The 22,737-nt window shown below is 45.7% G+C and carries 21 protein-coding genes; 10 read left to right on the top strand and 11 right to left on the bottom strand.

What is annotated here, in order from left to right:
- Window positions 1–178: 178 nt before the first annotated feature.
- Complete coding sequence (locus DW947_RS07830; RefSeq protein WP_117963441.1) at window positions 179–754, top strand: HdeD family acid-resistance protein; 576 nt, start codon at window positions 179–181, stop codon at window positions 752–754.
- Window positions 755–839: 85 nt separating this feature from the next.
- Here the strand turns inward: DW947_RS07830 and DW947_RS07825 are convergent, their stop codons facing one another.
- The 11 genes from DW947_RS07825 to DW947_RS07775 form a co-directional block, all read right to left on the bottom strand.
- Entirely contained in the window at window positions 840–2,138 is a 1,299-nt protein-coding gene (locus DW947_RS07825; RefSeq protein WP_117963440.1) for a S28 family serine protease, read from the bottom strand.
- A gap of 173 nt (window positions 2,139–2,311) precedes the next feature.
- On the bottom strand, window positions 2,312–4,501 hold the full coding sequence (locus tag DW947_RS07820; protein WP_117963439.1) for a glutamine synthetase III: 2,190 nt from the start codon (window positions 4,499–4,501) through the stop codon (window positions 2,312–2,314).
- A gap of 108 nt (window positions 4,502–4,609) precedes the next feature.
- Window positions 4,610–5,878: an ammonium transporter gene (locus DW947_RS07815; protein WP_005837308.1), complete on the bottom strand. Its 1,269-nt coding sequence runs from the start codon at window positions 5,876–5,878 to the stop codon at window positions 4,610–4,612.
- 58 nt (window positions 5,879–5,936) lie between these two features.
- Window positions 5,937–6,293: a P-II family nitrogen regulator gene (locus DW947_RS07810; protein WP_005827548.1), complete on the bottom strand. Its 357-nt coding sequence runs from the start codon at window positions 6,291–6,293 to the stop codon at window positions 5,937–5,939.
- Between the two features lie 78 nt (window positions 6,294–6,371).
- Window positions 6,372–7,097: a hypothetical protein gene (locus tag DW947_RS07805; RefSeq protein WP_005827550.1), complete on the bottom strand. Its 726-nt coding sequence runs from the start codon at window positions 7,095–7,097 to the stop codon at window positions 6,372–6,374.
- A gap of 85 nt (window positions 7,098–7,182) precedes the next feature.
- Window positions 7,183–8,415, bottom strand: coding sequence for an LL-diaminopimelate aminotransferase (locus DW947_RS07800; protein WP_008664381.1), 1,233 nt, complete (start codon window positions 8,413–8,415; stop codon window positions 7,183–7,185).
- Window positions 8,416–8,442: 27 nt separating this feature from the next.
- Window positions 8,443–9,291, bottom strand: a complete 849-nt coding sequence (dapF, locus tag DW947_RS07795; RefSeq protein WP_005837304.1) for a diaminopimelate epimerase — start codon at window positions 9,289–9,291, stop codon at window positions 8,443–8,445.
- 340 nt (window positions 9,292–9,631) lie between these two features.
- Window positions 9,632–10,396: a glycerophosphodiester phosphodiesterase family protein gene (locus tag DW947_RS07790; protein ID WP_044468831.1), complete on the bottom strand. Its 765-nt coding sequence runs from the start codon at window positions 10,394–10,396 to the stop codon at window positions 9,632–9,634.
- Between the two features lie 59 nt (window positions 10,397–10,455).
- The gene (locus DW947_RS07785) at window positions 10,456–11,157 is read right to left on the bottom strand and encodes a Lin1244/Lin1753 domain-containing protein (RefSeq protein WP_005827562.1); all 702 of its coding nucleotides are present in this window, start codon (window positions 11,155–11,157) and stop codon (window positions 10,456–10,458) included.
- 24 nt (window positions 11,158–11,181) lie between these two features.
- Window positions 11,182–11,547: an SH3 beta-barrel fold-containing protein gene (locus DW947_RS07780; protein WP_009038322.1), complete on the bottom strand. Its 366-nt coding sequence runs from the start codon at window positions 11,545–11,547 to the stop codon at window positions 11,182–11,184.
- A 180-nt stretch (window positions 11,548–11,727) separates the two neighbouring features.
- Window positions 11,728–12,087 carry a hypothetical protein gene (locus tag DW947_RS07775; protein WP_117588873.1) on the bottom strand — a complete coding sequence of 120 codons (360 nt, stop codon included), beginning with the start codon at window positions 12,085–12,087 and terminating at the stop codon, window positions 11,728–11,730.
- Window positions 12,088–12,702: 615 nt separating this feature from the next.
- On the opposite strand from DW947_RS07775, the gene DW947_RS07770 reads away from it, so the two are divergent.
- The 9 genes from DW947_RS07770 (at window position 12,703) to DW947_RS21985 (ending at window position 22,727) form a co-directional block, all read left to right on the top strand.
- A complete protein-coding gene (locus DW947_RS07770; RefSeq protein ID WP_034532860.1) occupies window positions 12,703–13,239 on the top strand; it encodes a UpxY family transcription antiterminator in 537 nt (178 codons plus the stop codon).
- 70 nt (window positions 13,240–13,309) lie between these two features.
- Window positions 13,310–13,798 (top strand): UpxZ family transcription anti-terminator antagonist, encoded by a 489-nt coding sequence (locus DW947_RS07765; RefSeq protein WP_117963438.1) that lies wholly within the window; start codon window positions 13,310–13,312, stop codon window positions 13,796–13,798.
- 32 nt (window positions 13,799–13,830) lie between these two features.
- Window positions 13,831–15,174, top strand: coding sequence for a UDP binding domain-containing protein (locus tag DW947_RS07760; protein ID WP_117963437.1), 1,344 nt, complete (start codon window positions 13,831–13,833; stop codon window positions 15,172–15,174).
- A gap of 3 nt (window positions 15,175–15,177) precedes the next feature.
- Window positions 15,178–16,242 carry an NAD-dependent epimerase/dehydratase family protein gene (locus DW947_RS07755; protein ID WP_117652652.1) on the top strand — a complete coding sequence of 355 codons (1,065 nt, stop codon included), beginning with the start codon at window positions 15,178–15,180 and terminating at the stop codon, window positions 16,240–16,242.
- A gap of 49 nt (window positions 16,243–16,291) precedes the next feature.
- A complete protein-coding gene (locus DW947_RS07750) occupies window positions 16,292–17,500 on the top strand; it encodes a GDP-L-fucose synthase family protein (RefSeq protein ID WP_117963436.1) in 1,209 nt (402 codons plus the stop codon).
- Window positions 17,501–17,533: 33 nt separating this feature from the next.
- On the top strand, window positions 17,534–18,631 hold the full coding sequence (gene gmd / locus DW947_RS07745) for a GDP-mannose 4,6-dehydratase (protein ID WP_117652654.1): 1,098 nt from the start codon (window positions 17,534–17,536) through the stop codon (window positions 18,629–18,631).
- A 102-nt stretch (window positions 18,632–18,733) separates the two neighbouring features.
- Entirely contained in the window at window positions 18,734–20,548 is a 1,815-nt protein-coding gene (locus DW947_RS07740) for a Coenzyme F420 hydrogenase/dehydrogenase, beta subunit C-terminal domain (protein ID WP_117652655.1), read from the top strand.
- Window positions 20,549–20,553: 5 nt separating this feature from the next.
- Entirely contained in the window at window positions 20,554–22,284 is a 1,731-nt protein-coding gene (locus tag DW947_RS07735; protein ID WP_117652656.1) for an HAD-IIIC family phosphatase, read from the top strand.
- Window positions 22,281–22,727, top strand: coding sequence for an acyltransferase family protein (locus tag DW947_RS21985; RefSeq protein WP_119958478.1), 447 nt, complete (start codon window positions 22,281–22,283; stop codon window positions 22,725–22,727). Before DW947_RS07735 ends, DW947_RS21985 begins: the two co-directional genes overlap by 4 nt.
- Window positions 22,728–22,737: the final 10 nt, after the last annotated feature.

Here is a 22,737-nt window from a genome sequence, read left to right as displayed (position 1 = left end):
AAACTATGAATAGAAAACATTTAGTTGCCATAGGCGTGGTTATTGCTGTACTATTGTTATTATACTGGCTCTTTGTGGCCGAAGATATGAATGCCTGGCTGAATGTAAACTGATTTTTCGGGATTTTCGTGTGGAGTTATTCGGATAAAGATGTATCTTCGCAAAAAAACATAGACTCATGAAAGGATTAAGTTATTCATTTTTGCGCGCGATATGTGCGCTGGTTATCGGTTTGGTGCTGGTAATGTTTCCCGACCAGGCCGGTGATTACTTGGTGATTACGATAGGCGTCATCTTTCTGGTGCCTTCGCTTATCAGCATCATAGGCTACTTTGCACAGAGCACGGAGATGCGCCGCCGCTTCCCTATCGAGGGGGTGGGCAGCCTGCTGTTTGGCTTGTGGCTGATTATCATGCCCGGTTTCTTTGCCGACCTGCTGACATTTGTATTGGGATTTATCCTGGTGATGGGAGGAGTGCAACAGATTGCCTCGCTTTCCGCTGCCCGTCGCTGGATGCCGGTACCGGGAGGTTTTTATGTGGTTCCGGTATTGATTCTGCTTGCCGGCTTGGTTGCGCTGTTCAATCCTACGGGAGTACGCTCCACGGCATTTATCATTATCGGTATCAGCAGTCTGGTCTATGCGGCTTCGGAACTGCTGAACTGGTTCAAGTTTACGCGTCGCCGCCCGAAGACACCGGATGCTTCTGTAAAGGCAGTGGACGATATTGAGGATGCACAAATTATAGAATAAAAAAACAGACCATCTGTTGAGGTTGAACAGATGGTCTGTCAGGAGTAAACGGATGGTCTGTTCATGCCACACGGACCATCCGTTTTTATTGTTTCAACCATTCATTTATCAGCTCCATCACTTGCTTCTTTTCCTCTTCGGGCAGTGTGCCGATGCGTGCCCGATGGCTTCCACCGGGCTCTACGAATACATGGATGTTCTTCTTCCCTTTCAGCCAGGTCACTCCGGCAGCCGTCCACGGGTCGTTCTGTCCGTAGATGAATATCATTTTCGGGTCATTCTCTTTCAGGAACTTCGTGATTTTCTTGCTTAGGGTCTTGTCGAAGGGCATGTCTTTCAGCTCTTCGGGAAGCATCAGGCGATGCAGGTAACCCTTGCTCGATTGGATGGAAAGATACTTCTTGAAAGGTTTCGTATCGTAGCCATAATAGCCCAGCTCGCGGGCGGCCTGCACGAAGAATGAGGCTGTGGGACTGTCGGCAATGAAGTAGTCGGGATTACTGATGTCGAGCAGATGGGCAAATATCTCATCGTCCGAGGCCGTGGTGGCAGGGATGCTGCTGACGGGAGTTCCCCACTGCCAAAGGGCAAAAGAATACTCCAGCACGCAATAGTCGTATATCTCTTCAACGGGTGCACGGAACTTGAGTCCTTTTTCATCGCAATATTTCTTAAAGCGGGGGAGCAGTGCGGCTTTCCGTTTCAACACTTCCAACTGGAAGTCCTCAATCCGTTTGCGGTCCTCCGGAGTAGACACTTTCCTGAGGAAAGGCTCGTGGCGTCCGTCTTCCGCCCCGTAGCAGAGCGGAGCTACATAAGGCACGGAAATATCCACGTCGTCCGGATAGAACGTGCGGTAGAGCAGGGTAGTCTGCCCGCCCTTGCTGATGCCGGTCGCAATCCATTTGCCGGGATAGATGCTTTTAAAGGCGTTGCGGACGGCGTGCAGGTCGTCTGCGGAATTCTCGGCGGTGAGGTATTGCCAGTCTTTAGGCTCAGGGGTGGATTCCAGGAAATAACGGTATTCCACAAAAATCATGTTGGCATCGAGCAGCTCGGAAAGTTCCTCGCGATACTTGGGATTGAGGGCATAGGCGGCTCCATAGCCTTCGGTTACAATCACCGTGGGACGGTCGAAGCCGACGTGGGAGACAATCACACGCTGGCGGAAACTGCCCTTTTCGGGACGACGGTGGTCCAACGGCTGGGTAAAATAGGTTACATACTTCTCGGAGAACCGGGTGGACTCCAACGGACGGGTTTCCGTAATGGCGGAAATCCGACCCAGTTTTTGCTGCAGATCGGTTTGTGCCGGGGCAGCAGCCGAAACGAACAGCAAGGCAAACAGCAGGAACGCTGCATAGCAGTTACGTAAATTCTTCATGATGACAGGATTGTTTTATCTGACGGGCAAAGATAGGTTATTTCCCGCTTACCGCCAACAGTTGGCATGGACGAAAAAAGAGAGAGAACTGCCTCGCGGCACCTCTCCCCCCTGCAAACTTAAAACAACCAACAAAAGAATGAGATAGGGATTAAGGATTCATCCTTCATCCTTCATCTTATAAACAGCAACTCGCGATATTTGGGCAACGTCCACATTTGATTGTCGACGATGAGTTCCAGCTTGTCGATGTGGTAACGGATTTCCTCCATCATCGGTACGATGTTGTCGTGGTAGGCGATGGCTTTTTCACGTTCACTCTCAATTTTGTTGGCAACTTTACGCGCCTCGATCATGGCATCCACATGCTCCTTGATGAAAGCGGTGCGGTCGGCAATCTCTTCGATGAGTTCCAGATTCTTGGCAGACAGTTTTGCAGCCTTCTCTGCCGGGAACAGATCCTTCATCTTGTAGACATTGTCCACCAAATCGGTCTGATACTGTGTGGCTACGGGGATGATATGGTTCATGGCCAAATCTCCGAGCACACGGGCTTCGATTTGGATTTTCTTGGTATAGGTTTCCCATTTCACCTCGTTGCGAGCTTCCAGTTCCTTCTGCGTCATGACTCCGATTGTCTCGAACATCTTGATGCTTTCCGGCTTCAGGTAGTTGTCGAAGATAACGGGAACGCTGGTTTCGCAATCCAGACCACGACGGGCAGCTTCAGCTTTCCATTCGTCACTGTAACCGTTTCCATCGAAGTGGATGGGTTTACAAATCTTGATGTACTTGCGGATAACGTCGAGGATGGCGGAGATTTTCGGCTCCCCCTTTTCAATCAGTTCGTCCACATCTTTCTTGAATTCCGTTAATTGCTCGGCAAGGGCAGAGTTCAGCGCAATCATGGCACTGGCGCAGTTGGCTTCGGAACCCACGGCGCGGAACTCGAAGCGGTTGCCGGTGAAGGCGAACGGGCTGGTGCGGTTGCGGTCGGTATTGTCTATCATCAGTTCCGGAATCTGCGGGATGTCCAGCTTCATGCCTTGCTTGCCGCTGAGGCTGACGAGGTCGTCCTTGGTGCTCTCTTCGATGTGTTCCAGCACCTGGCTCAACTGCTTGCCCAGGAAGGAAGAGATGATGGCCGGAGGCGCTTCGTTGGCACCCAGCCGGTGGGCGTTCGTCGCACTGGAGATGGAGGCTTTCAGCAATCCGTTGTGACGGTATACGGCCATCAGCGTATTCACTACGAAGGTGATGAAACGCAGGTTCTCTTCGGGCAGTTTGCCGGGTGCGTGGAGCAGGATACCGGTGTCCGTACCCAGCGACCAGTTATTATGCTTGCCGCTACCGTTGACACCCTTGAAGGGCTTTTCGTGCAGCAGTACGCGGAAACCGTGGTTACGTGCCACTTTACGCATCAAGGCCATGATGAGCATGTTGTGGTCTACCGCCAGGTTGCATTCCTCGAAGACGGGAGCCAGCTCGAACTGGTTGGGAGCCACTTCGTTGTGACGGGTCTTGACGGGGATGCCGAGTTTCAGCGCTTCGATTTCCAGTTCCTTCATGAAAGCGGCCACACGGCTGGGGATGGCCCCGAAGTAATGGTCTTCCAGCTGCTGGTTCTTGGCGCTGTCATGGCCCATCAGCGTGCGTCCGGTCATCAGCAGGTCGGGACGTGCGGCGTACAACCCTTCGTCAACCAGAAAATATTCCTGCTCCCAGCCCAGATAGGCAACCACTTTCTTTACTTCCGGATTGAAATAGTGGCATACGTCGACGGCAGCCTTGTCTACGGCACGCAGGGCTTTCAGCAACGGTGCCTTGTAGTCCAGAGACTCACCGGTATAGGCGATGAAAATAGTCGGGATGCAGAGCGTGTCGTCTACGATGAATGCCGGGGAGGAGGGGTCCCATGCCGAGTAGCCACGTGCCTCGAACGTATTGCGGATACCGCCGTTCGGGAAACTGGAAGCGTCCGGTTCCTGCTGCACGAGCAGTTTGCCGGTGAATTCCTCCATCACGCCGCCTTTGCCGTCGTGTTCCACAAAAGCATCGTGCTTTTCGGCAGTACCTTCGGTCAGCGGATGAAACCAGTGCGTATAGTGGGTCGCCCCCATTTCAACCGCCCATTTCTTCATACCTGCGGCAACCTCGTCGGCTATGCTGCGGTCCAGCGGAGCTCCGTTGTCAATCACATCCGTCAGTTTGGCATACACCTTGCTCGGCAGATAGCGGAACATCTTCTCCTTGTTGAATACATACTTGGCAAAATACTCTGACGGACGTTCCGCCGGGACTGCCACTGCAACGGGTTTCTTCTTGAACGCCGTTTCTACTACTCTGAATCTCAATTTTGACATAATACCTTAGAGTTGTAATTGTTGGTTTAATAAAACTATGTTAGAGTGAAAAAACTTCTTGTTTCGTTGTTCCCGGGAAGGCGGTCAGACCTGCCCGGGATAAAATCATTATGCACCGTAGGCCGATTCGCCGTGTTCGTAAATGTCGAGTCCTTCTTCCTCCACACGTTTGGAAACGCGGAGGCCGTGGATTTTGTCGAGTCCTTTGAAGATGATGAATCCCATGCCTGCTGCCCATGCGCCTACTACGAGTGCACCGAATACCTGCGCTCCGAGAAAGCTCCAGCCTGCACCGTAAAACAGTCCCTCACTGGTGGAAAACAGTCCGGTGAGGATGGTTCCCGTGAAACCGCAGACGCCGTGTACGGAACTGGCCCCTACGGGGTCGTCAATTTTCAGTGTCCGGTCGATGAATTCCACCGAATAAATCATCAGGATGCCGCAGATGGTGCCGATGATTACCGCCCCGAAGGGAGAAACCATGTCACAACCGGCCGTGATGCCTACCAATCCGGCCAGAATGCCATTCAGTGTCAGAGACAAGGAGGGTTTGCCATATTTCATCCAGCTTACCGCCAATGCAAAGAAACCGCCTGCGCAGGCTGCCAGATTGGTGGTGAGGAATACATGCGAGATGGCCCTTGCATCGTCCGTAGTGGCTGCTGCCAACTGTGAACCGGGGTTGAAGCCGAACCATCCGAACCAAAGGATGAATACACCCAGTGCCGCAATCGTGAGGTTATGTCCCGGAATGGCTCTTGACTTGCCGTCTTTGCCGTATTTCCCGATGCGCGGGCCGAGGATGGCCGCACCTACCAGGGCAATCCAGCCGCCTACGGAGTGGACGATGGTGGAACCTGCGAAGTCATGGAAAGTTGTTCCGAATGTTTCCATCATGAAGGAACCTGCCTCACCGTTCATCAGCCAGCCGCCGCCCCAAGTCCAGTGACCGGAAACGGGATAAATCAGCACACTGATGAAGATGGTGTAAACCAGGTACATGGAGAATTTGGTACGTTCTGCCATAGCGCCGGACACGATGGTGGCAGCCGTTGCGCAGAATACAGTCTGGAATACCAGGAAACCTTCCGTGGGAAGCCCGCCTCCGTCGTAGAACGAGAGGTCGAAGAAATGGGGCATTCCTATGAATCCGCCTGCACCGAACATCAGTCCGAAACCGATGAACCAGTAGAGCAGGCTGCCAAACATGAAGTCAACGAAGTTCTTCATCAGGATATTGGCCGTATTTTTTACTCTGGTGAAACCGGCTTCGACCAGTGCAAAGCCCGGTTGCATGAAGAATACCAGCATGGCTGCAAGCAACATCCATACAGTGTTCAGTCCGTTGGTCAGTTCACTTAAAATAAGTTTATCCATAATTTCTTGTTGCTTTTAGTTGTATTGTATTTTCTTGGTTGTGGTTTGTAGCTGCCCGTTATCTTTCTTGTTCGGCATTGTAGAGTGCGATGTCGCCTCTCTCTGCAGTACGTATGCGTATGGCATCCTCAATGGGGATGACGAAGATGCGTCCGTCGCCGATTTCACCGGTTTGTGCAGATTTGATGATGGCTTGTACGGTCTTTTCCGCATTCTTGTCGCGCACCACGATGGAGATAAGGATGCGCTCGATGGAACTGGTGTCGTACATGACACCACGGTAGATACGGGCTTGTCTGGATTTCCCGATGCCCCGTACATCATAATAGGAGAACCATTCGATGTCCGCTTCGAGCAGCGCGTCCTTCACGTCCTCGAACTTGGTCTTTCGGATAATAGCTTCAATCTTTTTCATACCTTAAATAATTTACGATTAGACAATTTACGATTTACTATTTGCCTTTCGGTGTGTGTAAATCATAGGTTTTTCATCTTAGAAACTTAGTCCGACTACGAAATAGGCACCTTCAGACCTTGGATTCCAGGTTGCTTTGGCAAACAACGGGAGGGAGAAGGAATCGGTGATTTTGATGTCTTTTGATACTCCCAGGCTGACGTCGCATACGGCAAATCCGTTGGCTCCATAGAAGTCCGTGGCCCAAGGGGTAGCGCCTATCTCGGCCGTCCAGTCCAGTCCGCCCAGTGTGAAGGGAGCTGCTACGGAGATGTAGGATGAATAAGCACGGTCACCGTCTTTGTCAACACCGTCGTCGCCTGCAAAGTTGGTGTACCAGTTTACGGCTACGGGGCCGAAATCATAGCCGATTTGCGCTTCGAACAGATGTGAGTTGGCAGCATTGTGTGCGCCGTACTGGAAGTATTTGGCTGTCACCCCATCTCCGGTCACATTGTACCAGTAGTCCGTCACTGATACGCTGAAGCCTCCGGTTGAATATCCCAGTATGAGGTCGAACTCTTTCGTGTCCGAACTCTCGATGCCTACGGAGCCCCAAGCTCCCAGAGAGAAACCTTTGTAGGCGATGGATGCGCTCGGCTGGAGGCTTACCCCTCCCAAATCCTGGCCACGCCACACGTAACCGCTTACGAGGTCGACGCCTGCCGACGCTTCCACTTTATCCTGAGCCTTTGCCGTGAAAGGCATTGCCATTGATAACAGCGCCATTGCCATTATTCCCCATTTTACACTTCTTGTTTTCATACCTTTTTACCTTTAAGTTTAGAAAAATTCCGGATGATCAGTCCGACTAGATTATAGCAAGTACCTCGCTAATTCAATTGTTTTTTTATTTCAGCCACTTCCGGATGCGCTTCATGGCTTCCACGCAGTCTTCGTGCTTGCCGAAGGCCGTCAGCCGGATATATCCTTCACCGCTGGGGCCGAAACCTACACCCGGTGTGCCCACTACATTGGCTTCGTACAGCATCTGTTCGAAGAACCGCCAGGAGCTTGTTCCGTCGGGCGTTTTCAGCCAGATGTAAGGAGCGTTCACACCACCGTAGACTTTCAGCCCGGCCGTTTCAAGGCCCTGCTTCATGGTCCGGGCATTGTCCATATAATAATCTATCGTTTCCTTTATCTGCCGCTGTCCCTCCGGTGTGTAGATGGCTTCTGCCGCCCGCTGGGTGATGTAGCTGGTGCCGTTGAACTTGGTAGATTGGCGGCGGTTCCAGAGCTTGTTCAGTGGGATGCGTTCGCCTTCCAGCGTGGCGGCAGTGAGTTCTTTCGGCACAACGGTGTAGCCGCAGCGTACTCCCGTGAATCCGGCAGTCTTCGAGAAGCTGCGGAACTCGATGGCGCATTTCTTCGCTCCCTTTATCTCATAGATGGAGTGGGGTACGTCATCTTCGCGGATGAAGGCTTCGTAGGCGGCATCGAACAGAATCAGCGTGTCGTTGGCGAGCGCATAGTCCACCCATTTCTTCAGCTCGGGCTTGGTCAGGGTAGTGCCCGTGGGGTTGTTGGGGTAGCAGAGGTAGACGATGTCGATGCGCTTGTCTGGAATCTCCGGGATGAAGTCGTTCTCGGCGGTACAAGGCATGTAGGTGACGTTGCTCCACTGGCCGTTTTCCTCTAGTACTCCGGCACGTCCGCACATCACGTTGCTGTCTATATAGACCGGATAAATCGGGTCGGTCACTCCCACGCTGTTGTCGTGGCGGAGAATGTCGCCGATGTTTCCCGTGTCGCTCTTTGCTCCGTCGTTCACGAAGATTTCCGTAGGACCGAAATGGATGCCTCGCGGAAGGTAATCGTGCTTGAGGATGGCTTCTATCAGGAAGTCGTATCCCTGCTCGGGACCATATCCACGGAATGTCCGTGCGTCAGCCATCTCCTCCACTGCCTTGTGCATCGCTTCGATGCAGACCGGTGGCAGTGGCCGGGTAACGTCTCCGATACCCAGACGGATGACCTCTTGCTTGGGATGTGTTATCCTGAAAGTATTTACCTTCTTGGCTATGTCTGAAAACAGATAACTACCCGGTAGCTTTAAAAAATGTTCGTTTACTAATGCCATAATCTTTTCTTGGTTGATAGTTGGTGATTAGTCAATTAATTCAATTTTGCCGTCGAATACTTTGGTGGCTTCTCCCGTCATCAGTACATGCCTGGTGGCGATGTCCCATCGGATGGTGAGTGAGCCTCCGTCCATGATGATGATGGATTCCCTTCCTGCGCGTCCGGTGAGGAAGGCTGCCACGGCGGTGGCACAAGCTCCGGTTCCACAGGCTTGGGTGATGCCCGAGCCTCGTTCCCAGACACGCATCCTTATTTTTCCTTCTCCCAATATCTGGGCAAATTCTACATTGATGCGTCCGGGGAAGAGAGGGTGATTCTCCAGTTTGGGACCGATGACTGTAAGGTCGATGGCTTCAATATCATTGACAAAGATTACCAGATGCGGGTTTCCCATGGATACGGTAGTCCCTACATATCGTTCTCCGTCCACTTCGATGGGCTGTTCTTTCATCGGTTTGGCTCCTTTGCCGTCGTAGTCTGCCGGTTCGTCGGCAGGTATGCCCATGTCTACGGTTACAGAGTTGACCTTTCCGTCTGCCAAGTGCAGGTTTAGCATCCTTATACCTGACAGTGTATCGAGTGTGATTTCTGTTTTGGAGGTCAGTCCGTAGTCAAAAAGATATTTTCCGATGCAGCGGCTTGCATTGCCGCACATCCGGGCCTCCGAGCCGTCGGCATTGAATATCCGCATGCTGAAATCGGCCTTGTCCGAAGAACCGATAAGTACCAGACCGTCACTTCCAATTCCCGTATGCGGTGCACTCCATGCCCTCGCAAGCTCTTCCGGATGGCTGATAGGATATTGGGTCGTATCTACATAAATGTAGTCGTTTCCGGCACCGTGCATCTTGGTGAATTTTATAGCTCTTGTCATTTTGTCCTTTATTGGTTGGTTAGTATGTCCTTTTGTTCTATTTCGATGCAAATATACGACGTTTTGTTTTATAATTAACTGTAAAGCATATCTATTTTCTATTATTTTTTAGCAAAACTTTCATTCAATGAGAATATCTACTGTCAGGCTTTCAATTTAAAAGCATATGGCTTTGTTTTTATATAAATTGTAATCCATGTGAAAGTTTAGTTTGATTCAAAATAAGAAAAAAGATTTTTTATAAGACTAATTGCTATCTTTTTGAAAACAAAAAACCGCTCCATTGCGGACATAATGAAGCGGTTTGTTTGGTTTTTGTTTCTAAATGTATAAGGAGCGGCTATTTTTTCTTTAAAATTTCTTCCAGCACTACCGGTTCATTGGTTGTGATGAAATCTACTCCTTGGCTGATGAGCCATTCCATGTCTTTGGCTTCGTTTACGGTCCAGGCGTTTACTTTCATGCCGAGGTCGTGGCATTCCTTTATCCATTCAGGATGTTTTTGGAAGACACTGAAGTGATAGTCGGGACCGGCACAACCCCATGCTTTCAACTCCTTGGGGGTAAGGTCACCGGTCAGGTAGTAGACGGGGGTGCCTTTGGGTGCCAGACGGATAAACTCCTTGGTGGCATGTTGGGAGAAGGTGATATATTCCGTACGGTCCTCCAGCCCTTTGTCCTTTATCATTTTTACGATGCCCTCTACGGCTCGTGTTTCCTGTTCGGGGGTCTTGTGGGCTTTCAGTTCGAGGATAAGGCGGGTTTTCAGGCTTTTTGCCTTGTCCAGATACTGTTGCAGGGTAGGGAGTTGTTCGCCGTTGTCCAGTTGTACGGCGGTGCATACCTTGGCTGTGGCATCTTGCATAGTCACGCCTTTAAAGGTGGCGTCATGATTGACAACCAGCTGATTGTCTGTGGTGAGCCAAACGTCGAACTCGGAGCCGTAGCAGTGGATAGAATCAGCCTTTACAAGTGCGGCAAGGGAGTTCTGGGCCGAGCCGTCCGTAGTCCAGAAACCACGGTGGGCAATGACTTCCTGGGCCTGGATAGTGCCGCATGCAGCAAAGAGCAGGGCAGAAGCAAAAAATTGTTTTTTCAGATTCATAATGATTAGGGTGTTTTGTTTTGAACACAAAGATAAGTATTATATTTCTTTTATTAAATCTAACCCCTGAGTAATTTCAGTATGTACTTTCCGGGCATCACGATACGGGCTTTCAGTTGGGGTGAGCTGTTCAACTCATATAGGATTTTCCAGATTTTCCCTCCCAGTTTTCCAAAATCCGTCAGTCTCAGGATGGCATTCAAATCGTGGATGTCGGTTACTTTCTGCCTTGCCAGTTCTTCCATCAGGCCTTGGTAATTATGCGTCTGTCTGTTGAGCGTGTACTCCGGTGGAGTCAGAAGAATCTCCTCCTTCCTTCTTCCCGTCTCCCCTTGGGGAGATAGAGAGGGGTTTTCTTTATTCTCTTTATTTAGTTTATTTGCTAAAGCGCTGCTTGTCTTGGCATCCCTGATTCTCTGCTGGTTAACCAGTCCACCGCGACGTCCGGCTTCCTTTTTAGCTTCTTGTTGGGCGTCCCATGGCTCCATGCGGCGGCTTAGTCCGGGGGATGAGAAGCTTGTCTCGTTCACCTCGAACAGTGCATAGTCATAGATGATTCGCTTCAGTGTGGCGGTTGTCACCCTTGCTTTTTGTGCCAGTATGGGAATCACTTTCAGGCTGGCTTTATATTCATTCTGCAATCTGAGGAATTCGAGCACTGTCCAGTAAATGCCATATCCTTTCATACCTTCTTCTTGTATCATAATCATTAATTTTAGGTTGCTGCCGGCATTGGCATCATGTAGTAAATAAGCCTCCATAGCTTTTGATATTGGTGTTTTTTGTTAGTTTACTATCGGTCTCCACTCCATAAAATTCTCAATCAGAAAAGTCCGCCAGCCTTGTTGTTCCGCGTCCCAATAGGCTACGTGAGCTTTAATGCTTGTCATGTCATGTTTCTTTTTGAAGTCGCTTTCGTAGGAAACAAGGGTTCCTCTTCCCATGTAGAAGCTGCCGTCCTGCTTTCGGTAGGCTATCAATGCATATCCGTATCGCATGTATTCCAATAGGGAATTTATGCGTTGTGCCATCCATTGTACAGACTCCATGCTCAATGTCGTGTTTTCCGTAATCCGTTTTTCCCATAGCTTTTTTGTTTTTTCTGTTTTGGATACAAATTTCTCCTCAAATTCAGTTTTTTCTTTTCCCATTTTTTATGTTTTTAGGGTTAGTAAATGTATGATAATCAGCAATGAAAAAGGGCTACTCCTTTCAGTACGGATGGCTACGCCCTTGCCTTGTTGAGGCTACACCATCCGACGAGAAAGGTGTAGCCCTTCTGTCCGGTTGCTGACGGCGGCAAAATTACTGCCTTTCCAGGTACTGAACTATCAGTGATTTATCCTTACATCATATCCGTATGGGTCAATCAGTGTGGTATCTTCCCGTTTTATGATGGCCCATACCTTCTCCAATTCGGTGATTATGGTGCTGTAAGTCAAAGGCTTTTGCTCTCCTCTGGCTCTCTTTGTGAAGTTTTCGGATGCTACGAGCAACTTGGCTATATCCGTTATTTTTCTAATTTTTGTGCCTTCAAAATAGCCTGATTTAAAGGCTCTTAAGTAACCTACATAAACATGGGTCTGGTCTCCGTAGTAAACCCGTTCTGACAATAGCTTTTCATCCACTATGGAACTGTGTTCTTTTACTTTTGTTACTTTTAGTTTCTGTGTATCAGATTGATACGACATGCTTCTCTGTTCGTTACTGTTGAGATGCTTCTTTTTTTGAGTTCTTTCATTTGTGTAATTCTTTGTTCGTTTAACTGTTTTTTATTCTGGTTAAAAAATGCGAAAGTATAAAAAGTGAGGGAGAAATAAGGGAATTTTGGTGGGAAATGTGAAGGGTGAGTTGTAAATGGTTGATATATAAGATGATATGCTGTTTAAAAAACGTACGTTTAATGAACGCAAAGATAGAGACGTTTTTTGTAATGGCAAAATGTTTGATAGAAAAATGTTCCTAATAATAAATAATGATAAGTATATTGCATTGAATTTCAGTAGTATATACAATATATGTAATCAGTTAAAATCTTCTTATTTTTAGCTCTTTGAGTATGTCTTGTATAAGTTCGAAATAGCTGTTTTTTAAACGTACGATTAAAAAACGCTTTTTTGTTTCTAATGCGTTCGTTTATAGTCTCTTACCAAAAGGTAATGAACAACCGCAGAGAATTTGTTGACAAGAAGAGCATAGTGCTTGTCAAACTTCCCATAAAATGCTCGCAAGTGATTGAACTACAGTTCTGTAATGGTAGTTCAAAGCCCCCAAGGAATACCTTTTTCTAAGTAAAATCAGCAAGAATAGAAATGGATAAAGAGACCGAAGTTTGGTTTGCCATGCGTGCCACATACCGCAGGGAGCTTGAAGCTATGCATCTTCTCGAAAAGGCAAATCTTGGCTGTTTCATTCCCATGCAATATAAGATAAGTATCCGTAGGGGCAGGAAAGTCCGTGCTTTGGTTCCCGTCATCCGTAACCTGGTTTTTGTCCACGCACGTCCTTCCGAAGTGCAGCGATTTAAGTCTCAAATTACTTATTTGCAATATATTACTGATACCCGTAGCGGTCAGAAAATAATCATTCCCGACCATGATATGCAGCGTTTCATAGCCGTCGCCGGTACCTACAATGACCATCTTCTCTATTTCCAACCCGAAGAACTGAATCTCTCCAAAGGTACGAAAGTTCGTATCACCGGTGGCGACTTCGAGGGTCAAGAAGGTGTTTTTCTAAAGGTAAAAGGTGCCCGTGATCGTCGTGTAGTGATTGCTATACAAGGTATCATCGCCGTTGCCATGGCGACCATCCATCCGGACCTCATCGAAGTAATCAAATAATCGTCGATAATCAATGATTAGTCATTGGTGATAGATAAATCATAACTCTGAAATCATAAATCAAAATAGCATGTCTCTTTTAGAAGAAGCACTCCTCCTTCAGCGTGCCGCGCACGATCTGATGTATTTGGGTATGGACGGCAGTCCTATCTATAGCGATGACTTGTCTCGTCGTAACAGCGAAGTCTATCGCTTGACCACAACTTTGTATAATTCCGGCACTTGGGGCACCACGGTGGAGGAGCAGGCAAATGTATGTCTTGCGCTCTTGAAGGGGTATAGTGCCTCGTTCATTGACCATGGTGAAAAACAGCAGCATGTGCAGGAGGTATTGAGGAGTTGCTGGGATACCCTTGATTCCCTTCCTTCCTCTTTGTTGAAACTCCGTTTGCTTACGGCTTGTTATGGAGAGGTTTTCGATGAGCCTTTGGCCGACGAGGGCCGTTCTATCATTGCTTCCTGGAATTCCGCATCGCTCACGGCAGAGCAGCAGGAAGCAGTTGCCGAGTTTCGGAATGTGGTGGATAATCCTTATCCGTGGGAAGAAATAGAGGAGTAAAAGCAGAGATAAAGCTGAAGAAAGACAGAAATATGAGAAACTTTGAAGATTTGCAAATAGCAGTAGCCGGTACCGGTTATGTAGGTTTGAGCATTGCTACTTTGTTGTCACAGCATCACAAGGTGACAGCCGTCGATGTGATATCTGAAAAGGTAGAGAAGATAAATAATCGTATCTCTCCGATTCAGGACGAATACATTGAGAAGTATTTTGCGGAGAAAGAACTGAATCTTACTGCCACTCTTGATGGGGCATCAGCTTACAAGGATGCCGACTTTGTGGTCATTGCAGCTCCCACCAACTATGATCCGGCAAAGAACTTTTTCGACACACATCATATAGAAGACGTCATTGACCTTGTGCTGTCTGTTAATCCGGAGGCGACAATGGTAATCAAGTCCACCATTCCAGTTGGTTACTGCCGTTCCCTCTATGTGAAGTATGCTCAGAAGTTCGCACAGATGCCACCATTAGCGGATGGCAAGCGTCGTGAGTTCCGTCTTTTGTTTTCACCGGAGTTTCTTCGCGAATCAAAAGCACTTGAAGACAATCTCTATCCTTCACGCATCATCGTAGGCTATCCCAAAATGATGTCTGCTGAATGGGAGGAGGAGAATGAAGCAATCCGCAAGATTCAAGGCAATCACATGAAAGAGTCTGCTGAGATATTCGCTAAGCTTTTGCAGGAAGGTGCCATTAAAGAGAACATCGATACACTCTTCATGGGATTAAAGGAAGCCGAGGCAGTAAAGCTCTTTGCGAACACTTATCTTGCCCTTCGTGTAAGTTATTTCAATGAGCTTGATACCTATGCCGAAGTAAAGGGTTTGGATTCAGCTGCCATCATTCAAGGCATTGGTCTTGATCCTCGTATTGGCACTCACTACAATAACCCATCATTTGGTTATGGCGGTTATTGCTTGCCAAAGGACACCAAACAGCTCCTTGCCAATTATGCAGATGTTCCTCAGAACATGATGACTGCTATTGTAGAGAGCAATCGTACCCGTAAGGACTATATTGCCGATGCTGTTCTTCGCAAAGCTGGCTATTACAATGAGAACGCCGTATGGGATGCGAACAAAGAGCACGAGTGCGTAGTAGGTGTCTATCGCCTGACCATGAAATCCAATTCCGATAATTTTCGCCAAAGTGCCATTCAAGGCATCATGAAACGCATAAAGGCGAAAGGTGCGGAGGTTATTGTTTACGAGCCTACCCTTGAGAACGGCACCAGCTTTTTCGGCAGTCAGGTTGTCAACAACCTTTATGAATTCAAGCAAAAATCGAAGGCTATCATTGCCAACCGCTATGACTCTTGCCTCGATGACGTGCTGGAGAAAGTATATACTCGTGACATCTTTAAGCGCGATTAATCTATGGTGACATATAATGTGAATTTGGAGGGCAAGACAGTCCTCGTAACAGGTGCTGCCGGTTTTATAGGTTCTAATTTGGTAAAGCGCCTTTTCAAAGATATACATGACATCAAAGTTATCGGCATTGATAGCATTACCGATTACTACGATGTGAATATCAAGTATGGACGTTTAAAGGAGATTGAAGCTTTGGGGTGCGACTGGCAGTTCTATCAGGCTTCGATTGCTGATAGAACATCATTGGAGAATATCTTTACAGAGCATAAGATTTCCGTCGTTGTAAATCTCGCAGCTCAGGCAGGGGTGCGCTATAGCATTACTAATCCCGATGCCTATATTGAGAGCAACCTCATCGGTTTCTATAATATTCTTGAGGCATGCCGTCATCATGAGGTGGAGCATCTGGTATATGCTTCTTCGAGTTCGGTTTATGGCTCGAACAAGAAAGTACCATATTCTACTGACGATAAGGTGGACAATCCGGTGTCGCTTTATGCGGCCACGAAGAAGAGTAATGAACTGATGGCGCATGCGTATTCAAAACTGTATAATATTCCGAGTACGGGTCTGCGTTTCTTTACAGTCTATGGTCCCGCAGGTCGTCCTGATATGGCATACTTTGGCTTTACAAATAAGTTGCGTGAAGGCAAGACGATCCAGATATTCAACTACGGTAACTGCAAGCGTGATTTTACGTATGTGGATGACATAGTGGAGGGTGTGGTTCGTGTGATGCAACATGCTCCTGAGAAACAGAGTGGGGAGGACGGACTGCCAATCCCGCCATACAAAATATATAACATCGGTAACAATAATCCGGAGAATCTTTTGGATTTTATGACTATTCTTCAGGAAGAATTGATTCGTGTGGGTGTGCTGCCTACGGATTATGATTTTAAGTCACATAAGGAATTGGTACCTATGCAGGCGGGTGATGTGCCTGTGACTTTTGCAGATACTACTCCGCTGGAGGAAGATTTTGGGTTTAAACCATCGACTTCGCTTCGAGTTGGTTTGAGGGCGTTTGCTGAGTGGTACGTTAAGTATTATGGTACGTGCGAATAAACATTTGATTAAGATTTATAGATATACGGGAAGAACCCTGCGTTAATATATGTTAGAGAAAAATTCGAAAATATACGTTGCAGGCCATAGAGGGCTTGTAGGATCAGCAATATGGAACAACCTCCTTCAGAGAGGCTATACTAATCTTGTAGGCCGCACTCATAAAGAACTCGACCTCACTAACCAAGTAGCTGTTAAGAATTTTTTTGATGAGGAGCAGCCTGATGCTGTAGTCCTTGCCGCAGCTTTCGTTGGTGGCATAATGGCTAATTCACTCTATCGTGCCGACTTCATTATGATGAACATGAAAATCCAATGTAACGTCATTTCCGAGGCATATGCACATGATGTAAAGAAGCTTCTCTTTCTTGGTTCTACTTGTATCTATCCAAAGAGTGCACCTCAGCCTATGAAAGAAGATTGCCTTCTTACCAGTGAACTCGAATACACTAACGAGGAGTATGCCATTGCCAAGATTGCGGGGCTCAAGATGTGTGAGTCGTATAACCTACAATATGGTACCAACTACATTGCCGTAATGCCTACCAATCTCTATGGCCCTAACGACAACTTCCACTTGGAGAACTCGCACGTAATGCCTGCTATGATGCGTAAGATTTATTTAGCTAAGCTTATTAATGATAGCAATTGGGAAGCAATTCGCCAAGATCTCACTATCCGTCCTGTAGGAGCCAATATCAAGGAGAATGGCGAAGCTGTTCGTTATGTGATTAATGGCAATAGTTCAGAGACTGAGATTCTCAAAATCCTAGCCTTTTATGGTATTGAGAATAATAAAGTATCTCTTTGGGGCACAGGCAAACCTCTCCGCGAGTTCCTTTGGAGCGAGGATATGGCTGACGCATCTGTTCATGTTCTCCTTAACGTCAATTTCTCAGACATCATAGGTGTCGAAAAATATTCAAGTGTTCATTATGGTAACAAAGCAGATGGCATCGTTGACCGCAACCACTCCACAGGCCGAGGAGGTGCCATTCCAAGCCTTGGTGAAATTCGCAATTGTCACATTAATGTCGGTACAGGTAAAGAGCTCACCATTCGTAATCTCTCCGAACTTGTAGTGAAGGTCGTTGGCTTTACAGGAATCGTGGAGTTCGACACTGCCAAGCCCGATGGTACCATGCGTAAACTCATTGATGTCAGCAAGCTCCATTCTCTCGGCTGGACGCACAAAGTTGAGATTGAGGAAGGTGTGCAACGCCTGTTCTCCTGGTACACAGAGAGCTTGAAGGTTTAAATATAATCAGTAACAAAGAAACATAGCATATTTATGAAACAAAACATAGCATTAATCACCGGTGTTACCGGTCAGGACGGTAGCTACCTTTCGGAATTCCTTCTTGCCAAAGGGTATGAGGTTCATGGTATTATCCGTCGTTCGTCTGTGGATTATCGTGAGCGCATCGCTCACCTTGAAGGCGCTCCTAACTTTCACCTGCATTATGCTGATATGGGAGACTCTATGTCACTTGTTAAACTTGTGGGTAAGGTGCAACCTACTGAGATTTATAACCTTGCAGCGCAATCTCACGTTCAAGTATCGTTTGATGCTCCAGAGTTTACAGCTGACGTTGATGCTGTTGGCGTACTCCGTATCCTTGAGGCCGTTCGTACCAACCATTTGGAAAAGACTTGCAAAATCTATCAGGCATCTACCTCGGAACTTTATGGTAAGGTAGAAGAAGTGCCTCAGAACGAAAATACTCCCTTCCACCCATATTCACCATACGCTGTAGCCAAACTCTACGGTTTTTGGATTGTCAAGGAATATCGTGAGGCTTACGACATGTTCTGCTGCTCAGGTATACTCTTCAATCATGAGTCTGAGCGTCGAGGTGAAACTTTTGTAACTCGTAAGATTACCCTTGCAGCTGCACGCATCGCTCAGGGCAAGCAGGATTGCCTCTATCTTGGTAACCTCGATTCGTTGCGTGACTGGGGTTACGCCAAAGACTATGTAGAGTGTATGTGGCTCATCCTCCAGCATGATAAGCCTGAGGACTTTGTTATTGCTACCGGTGTTCAGCATACTGTTCGTGAGTTTGCTACACTTGCTTTCCATCACGCAGGCATAGAACTCCGTTGGGAGGGCGAAGGCGTGAACGAGAAAGGAATCAATGTAGCTACAGGTAAGGTCGTTGTAGCAGTGTCTGAGGACTTTTATCGTCCTACTGATGTGGTGAACTTGTGGGGTGATCCAACTAAAGCAAAGAAAGAACTCGGTTGGAATCCACAAACAACCTCTTTTGAACTGCTTGTTGAACTTATGGTAAAGCATGATATGGCCAAAATTGCTGCTGATAATGCTGCTGCAGATGTTCGCAAGATGAATCTTGTTGAATATCTTGAGAAAGGTATAGTCAAATAATATCTATAGTTCATATATAATTTGCAACAATTCGCTTGCAATCTTTTAAACAGGTAATGAAGCACTTCTTTTTCTAAAACGAAATGTACTATTTAAGATGTTATGATTGAAATTATTGATAAAGTAGATTGCTGTGGGTGTAATGCATGTGGTGATATATGTGCACAAAAGGCTATAACTTTCAAGAATGATGAAGAGGGTTTTGGGTATCCAGAAATCAATAATGAGCTATGTACCGATTGTCATCTTTGTGAAAAAATTTGTCCAATTTTAAATATCAAGGAACTTAAAAAAAATGACTACGAAAAGCCATTATGTTATGCTGCACAAACTAAAAATTTGGAGTCGTTGTTTAATAGTACTTCCGGTAGTGCTTTTGCAACATTAGCCGAAAAGATGTACAAATTGGGTGGATATGTAGGTGGTGCAATTTTTAATGATGACTATTCTGTAAAGCAGTTTATATCTTCAAATAAGGCGGATTTAGAAAAACTACGAAATTCCAAGTATGTACAAAGTGATTCTCAAGGTTTTTATAAACAAGTTCGTGACTTACTTAAAGCTGGTGAAAAAGTTCTTGTTTGTGGTTTGCCTTGCCAGATGGCAGGTCTTCGCTCTTTCTTGCGTATTGATTATGAAAACTTGATAATCATAGATTTAATTTGTTTAGGCATTAATTCTCCAAAGATTCTCCGTGGTTACCTTGATTATATGGAGGAAAAACATCAAAGTAGGATAATATACTATAAAGCTAAAAACAAGGAATTGGGATGGCGACAACTTACTACTAAGATCGTTTTTGAAAATGGTGATGTTGAGTATGATAAGAAAGATACTAACTATTTTACTCATGGATTCATTGCTACTCATGCTTACGAACGTCCTTCATGCTATGAATGTAAATTCAAAGGATTCCCAAGAATAGCAGATATAACAATTGGTGATTTATGGGGTGCTGAGAAGATTGTTGGACCAAGTTATGATTATGATTTAGGTACATCAGTAATTATGATCAATTCAGCGAAAGGAAAACGGTTTTATGATAGTTCAAAGATTTCAATGAAAGATAAAGAAATACCCTTTGAAACTATATTACCAGGAAACAGAGCATTAGTAAGTTCTGTCCCTAAACCTGATATTGACAGAAATCAGTTTTATAATGATTTAAACACAATGCGCTTTGAAGAATTTGCAAAGAAATATATAAAATTGCCTGATTCAGAAACTACATTCAAATTTGTATGTAAGAATGTTGCGAAATACGTTTATTATATAGCTAAAGCATCGGGATTAAATTGTAAAACGCTCTTTCAAAATGTGTTTTACAATTTGTTTTCTAGACAGTTTAAATGTAATATTATTAGAGGTGAATTTGTGGTATTTAATAAATATTGTATATTAAATATTGATAAAACTGCCCAAATTAACGTTTCTGGAATCTTATTCTTAGGAAGAAAGGAAATCAAAGGTTCTAAGAAAGAGACTTTATTGGCTGTTCGCCGAGGTGCAACGTTAAATGTAAAAGGAGGAACGATTAATTATGGGGCAGATATTGAAATTTTACCAAATGCAGAATTATCCCTTGGAAAAGGAATTGCTTTTAATTTGAACACAACAATTATTTGCGGTTTCAAAACTACTATAGCAGATGCAGTATGTTTAGGTCGTGATGTAACTATCCGCGATAATAATGGTGGACACTTTATATCTCGAAGAACATTTAAAGATAAACGAGCTGTAACTATTGGTACTCATACGTGGATATGCGAACATAGTATTGTAATGCCAGGAGCCAAAATAGGAGCAGGTGTAATAGTTGGTGCTAACTCTATGGTGTCAGGTAAAATTCCCAATTTTACTCTTGTTATAGGTTCTCCGGCTGAGGTCGTTGACGAAGATATTTACTGGAAAGTATAATCAAAATGATAACATTCAAAGAACTTAAACGCAACTTGAAGAAGGACGTTTCTGACCTCTCTCCCGTCAAGGTGTCACTTCTCGGTGATTCGGCTACTCAGTTCCTTGCTACTTCCATTAAGGGCATGGGCGTTGAGAGAGGTTACAATATCCACCTTTTTGAAGCGGAATACAATCAGGTGGAGCGTCAGGTACTCGATCCGACAAGTGACCTTTATCAATATGGGGCGAAGTACACCATCGTTTTTCAATCGACTCACAAGCTGTTGGAGAAGTATGCAATGATGTCTGCCGATGAGCAGGATCATATGGCAGACAATCGTCTTGATTTTATCCGTACCATTTGTGCGCAGGTCCCGGGGCATATCATCTACTACAATTATCCTGAGATTGAAGATACAGTCTTTGGCTCGTATGCCAACAAGGTACAGAACAGCTTCACCTATCAGCTTCGCAAACTCAATTATGAGTTGATGAATTTGGCCCAGGAGTGTCAGAATCTTTTTATCTGCGATCTTTGTGGATTACAGAACAAGTTTGGTCGCGATATGATGTTCGACTCTACCGTTTATGTTGGCACTGAAATGCTTCTCTCGCTTGATGCGCTTCCATATGTTGCCTCTCGCACAATGGATATCATTAGTTCCATTGAGGGAAAGTTCAAGAAGTGCTTGATTTTAGATCTTGACAATACCGTATGGGGCGGTGTCGTAGGTGATGATGGTTGGGAGAATATTCAAGTTGGTCACGGGTTGGGTATCGGTAAGGCTTTTACTGAGTTCCAGGAGTGGGTGAAGAAGTTGAAAAACCGTGGAATCATTGTGTGCGTGTGTTCAAAGAACGATGAGGATAAGGCAAAGGAACCATTCGAAAAGAATCCTGAGATGGTCTTGAAACTGGACGATATTTCGGTTTTTATTGCTAATTGGGAGAACAAGGCAGACAACATCCGTACCATTCAGAGCATATTGAATATCGGTTTTGATTCTATGGTCTTCCTTGATGACAATCCTTTTGAGCGTAATATGGTTCGTGAGAATGTTCCTGAGGTGACGGTTCCTGAACTTCCAGAAGATCCGGGAGAATACCTTGAATTCCTTTACACGCAGAATTTGTTCGAGACAGCATCCTACAGCAATGCCGATAAAGACCGCACAAAACAGTATCAGGTAGAGGCAAAGCGTGTGACAGCAGCCAAGGCATTCACGAATGAGGTGGATTTTCTCAAGTCACTCAATATGGTGAGTGAAGTGAAGAACTTTGACAAGTTTAACACCCCTCGTGTGGCTCAACTATCACAGCGAAGCAACCAGTTCAACCTTCGTACAATTCGCTATACAGAAGATCAGATAACTGCCATTGGGCAAAGCGACAAGTATGCTACCTTCAGCTTTACTCTCAAAGATAAGTTTGGAGATAATGGCTTGATTGCTGTCATTATTCTGGAGAAAAAGGACTCTGAAACTCTCTTTATTGATACATGGCTTATGAGTTGTCGTGTGTTAAAGAGAGGTATGGAGAATTTCACTCTTAATACTCTTGTTGAATATGCTCGCCAGAATGGCATTAGGAAGATTGTTGGAGAGTACCTTCCAACAGCAAAGAACGGTATGGTGAAGGAACATTATCCTAATCTTGGCTTTGAGACAATTGAAGGGGTAGAGACTGCTCAGTGGGTACTTGAAGTTGAAAAGTATCAAGATAGAGAATGTTATGTTGAAAAAAGTAATATATGACAAGAGATTCTTATTTTGATATACTTCGTGGCATTGCCATACTTCTTGTGATTGCAATTCATACTTATCCAGGAGGAGATTTTGAGACTGCAGAAGGTTTTGTCAATATATGCTTAAGGGAATGTTGTAATGTGGCAGTACCTCTTTTTCTTGCAATATCTGGCTACTTTATTGGGAAAAAAGATTTAAGTACAAGAGGTAAATACATTTCTTTTCTAAAGAAACAGATTCCAAGAGTGTATTTTCCTTGTATTTTATGGTCTATACCAATATTAGTTTATGGAATATATGCTGGACGCTCTATTATTAGTGCTGCAGCAATATTATTTTCTTGTTCCGCATTTGCACCTTATTACTTTATTGCATTGATTATTCAGCTTTATATCTTAACAGTGTTTTTTAAGTTTTTAATAATCAGTGGGTTACGATTATGGGGGGGGTAGCGTCTTGTTT

It is taken from the genome of Bacteroides sp. AM44-19, assembly GCF_003603395.1.
GTDB lineage: Bacteria > Bacteroidota > Bacteroidia > Bacteroidales > Bacteroidaceae > Bacteroides > Bacteroides uniformis.
This window is presented reverse-complemented; position numbering and strand designations above follow the sequence as displayed.

What these genes read in the sequence shown, in the direction of transcription:
- DW947_RS07775 (WP_117588873.1), bottom strand. Translation starts at nt 12,087, where the DNA reads ATGTCGTATCAATCTGATACACAGAAACTAAAAGTAACAAAAGTAAAA.
- DW947_RS07740 (WP_117652655.1), top strand. Translation starts at nt 18,734, where the DNA reads ATGATTGAAATTATTGATAAAGTAGATTGCTGTGGGTGTAATGCATGT.
- DW947_RS07800 (WP_008664381.1), bottom strand. Translation starts at nt 8,415, where the DNA reads ATGGCATTAGTAAACGAACATTTTTTAAAGCTACCGGGTAGTTATCTG.
- dapF (WP_005837304.1), bottom strand. Translation starts at nt 9,291, where the DNA reads ATGACAAGAGCTATAAAATTCACCAAGATGCACGGTGCCGGAAACGAC.
- gmd (WP_117652654.1), top strand. Translation starts at nt 17,534, where the DNA reads ATGAAACAAAACATAGCATTAATCACCGGTGTTACCGGTCAGGACGGT.
- DW947_RS07735 (WP_117652656.1), top strand. Translation starts at nt 20,554, where the DNA reads ATGATAACATTCAAAGAACTTAAACGCAACTTGAAGAAGGACGTTTCT.
- DW947_RS07785 (WP_005827562.1), bottom strand. Translation starts at nt 11,157, where the DNA reads ATGGAGGCTTATTTACTACATGATGCCAATGCCGGCAGCAACCTAAAA.
- DW947_RS21985 (WP_119958478.1), top strand. Translation starts at nt 22,281, where the DNA reads ATGACAAGAGATTCTTATTTTGATATACTTCGTGGCATTGCCATACTT.
- DW947_RS07820 (WP_117963439.1), bottom strand. Translation starts at nt 4,501, where the DNA reads ATGTCAAAATTGAGATTCAGAGTAGTAGAAACGGCGTTCAAGAAGAAA.
- DW947_RS07810 (WP_005827548.1), bottom strand. Translation starts at nt 6,293, where the DNA reads ATGAAAAAGATTGAAGCTATTATCCGAAAGACCAAGTTCGAGGACGTG.
- DW947_RS07815 (WP_005837308.1), bottom strand. Translation starts at nt 5,878, where the DNA reads ATGGATAAACTTATTTTAAGTGAACTGACCAACGGACTGAACACTGTA.
- DW947_RS07750 (WP_117963436.1), top strand. Translation starts at nt 16,292, where the DNA reads ATGTTAGAGAAAAATTCGAAAATATACGTTGCAGGCCATAGAGGGCTT.
- DW947_RS07790 (WP_044468831.1), bottom strand. Translation starts at nt 10,396, where the DNA reads ATGAATCTGAAAAAACAATTTTTTGCTTCTGCCCTGCTCTTTGCTGCA.
- DW947_RS07830 (WP_117963441.1), top strand. Translation starts at nt 179, where the DNA reads ATGAAAGGATTAAGTTATTCATTTTTGCGCGCGATATGTGCGCTGGTT.
- DW947_RS07805 (WP_005827550.1), bottom strand. Translation starts at nt 7,097, where the DNA reads ATGAAAACAAGAAGTGTAAAATGGGGAATAATGGCAATGGCGCTGTTA.
- DW947_RS07780 (WP_009038322.1), bottom strand. Translation starts at nt 11,547, where the DNA reads ATGGGAAAAGAAAAAACTGAATTTGAGGAGAAATTTGTATCCAAAACA.
- DW947_RS07825 (WP_117963440.1), bottom strand. Translation starts at nt 2,138, where the DNA reads ATGAAGAATTTACGTAACTGCTATGCAGCGTTCCTGCTGTTTGCCTTG.
- DW947_RS07765 (WP_117963438.1), top strand. Translation starts at nt 13,310, where the DNA reads ATGTCTCTTTTAGAAGAAGCACTCCTCCTTCAGCGTGCCGCGCACGAT.
- DW947_RS07755 (WP_117652652.1), top strand. Translation starts at nt 15,178, where the DNA reads ATGGTGACATATAATGTGAATTTGGAGGGCAAGACAGTCCTCGTAACA.
- DW947_RS07760 (WP_117963437.1), top strand. Translation starts at nt 13,831, where the DNA reads ATGAGAAACTTTGAAGATTTGCAAATAGCAGTAGCCGGTACCGGTTAT.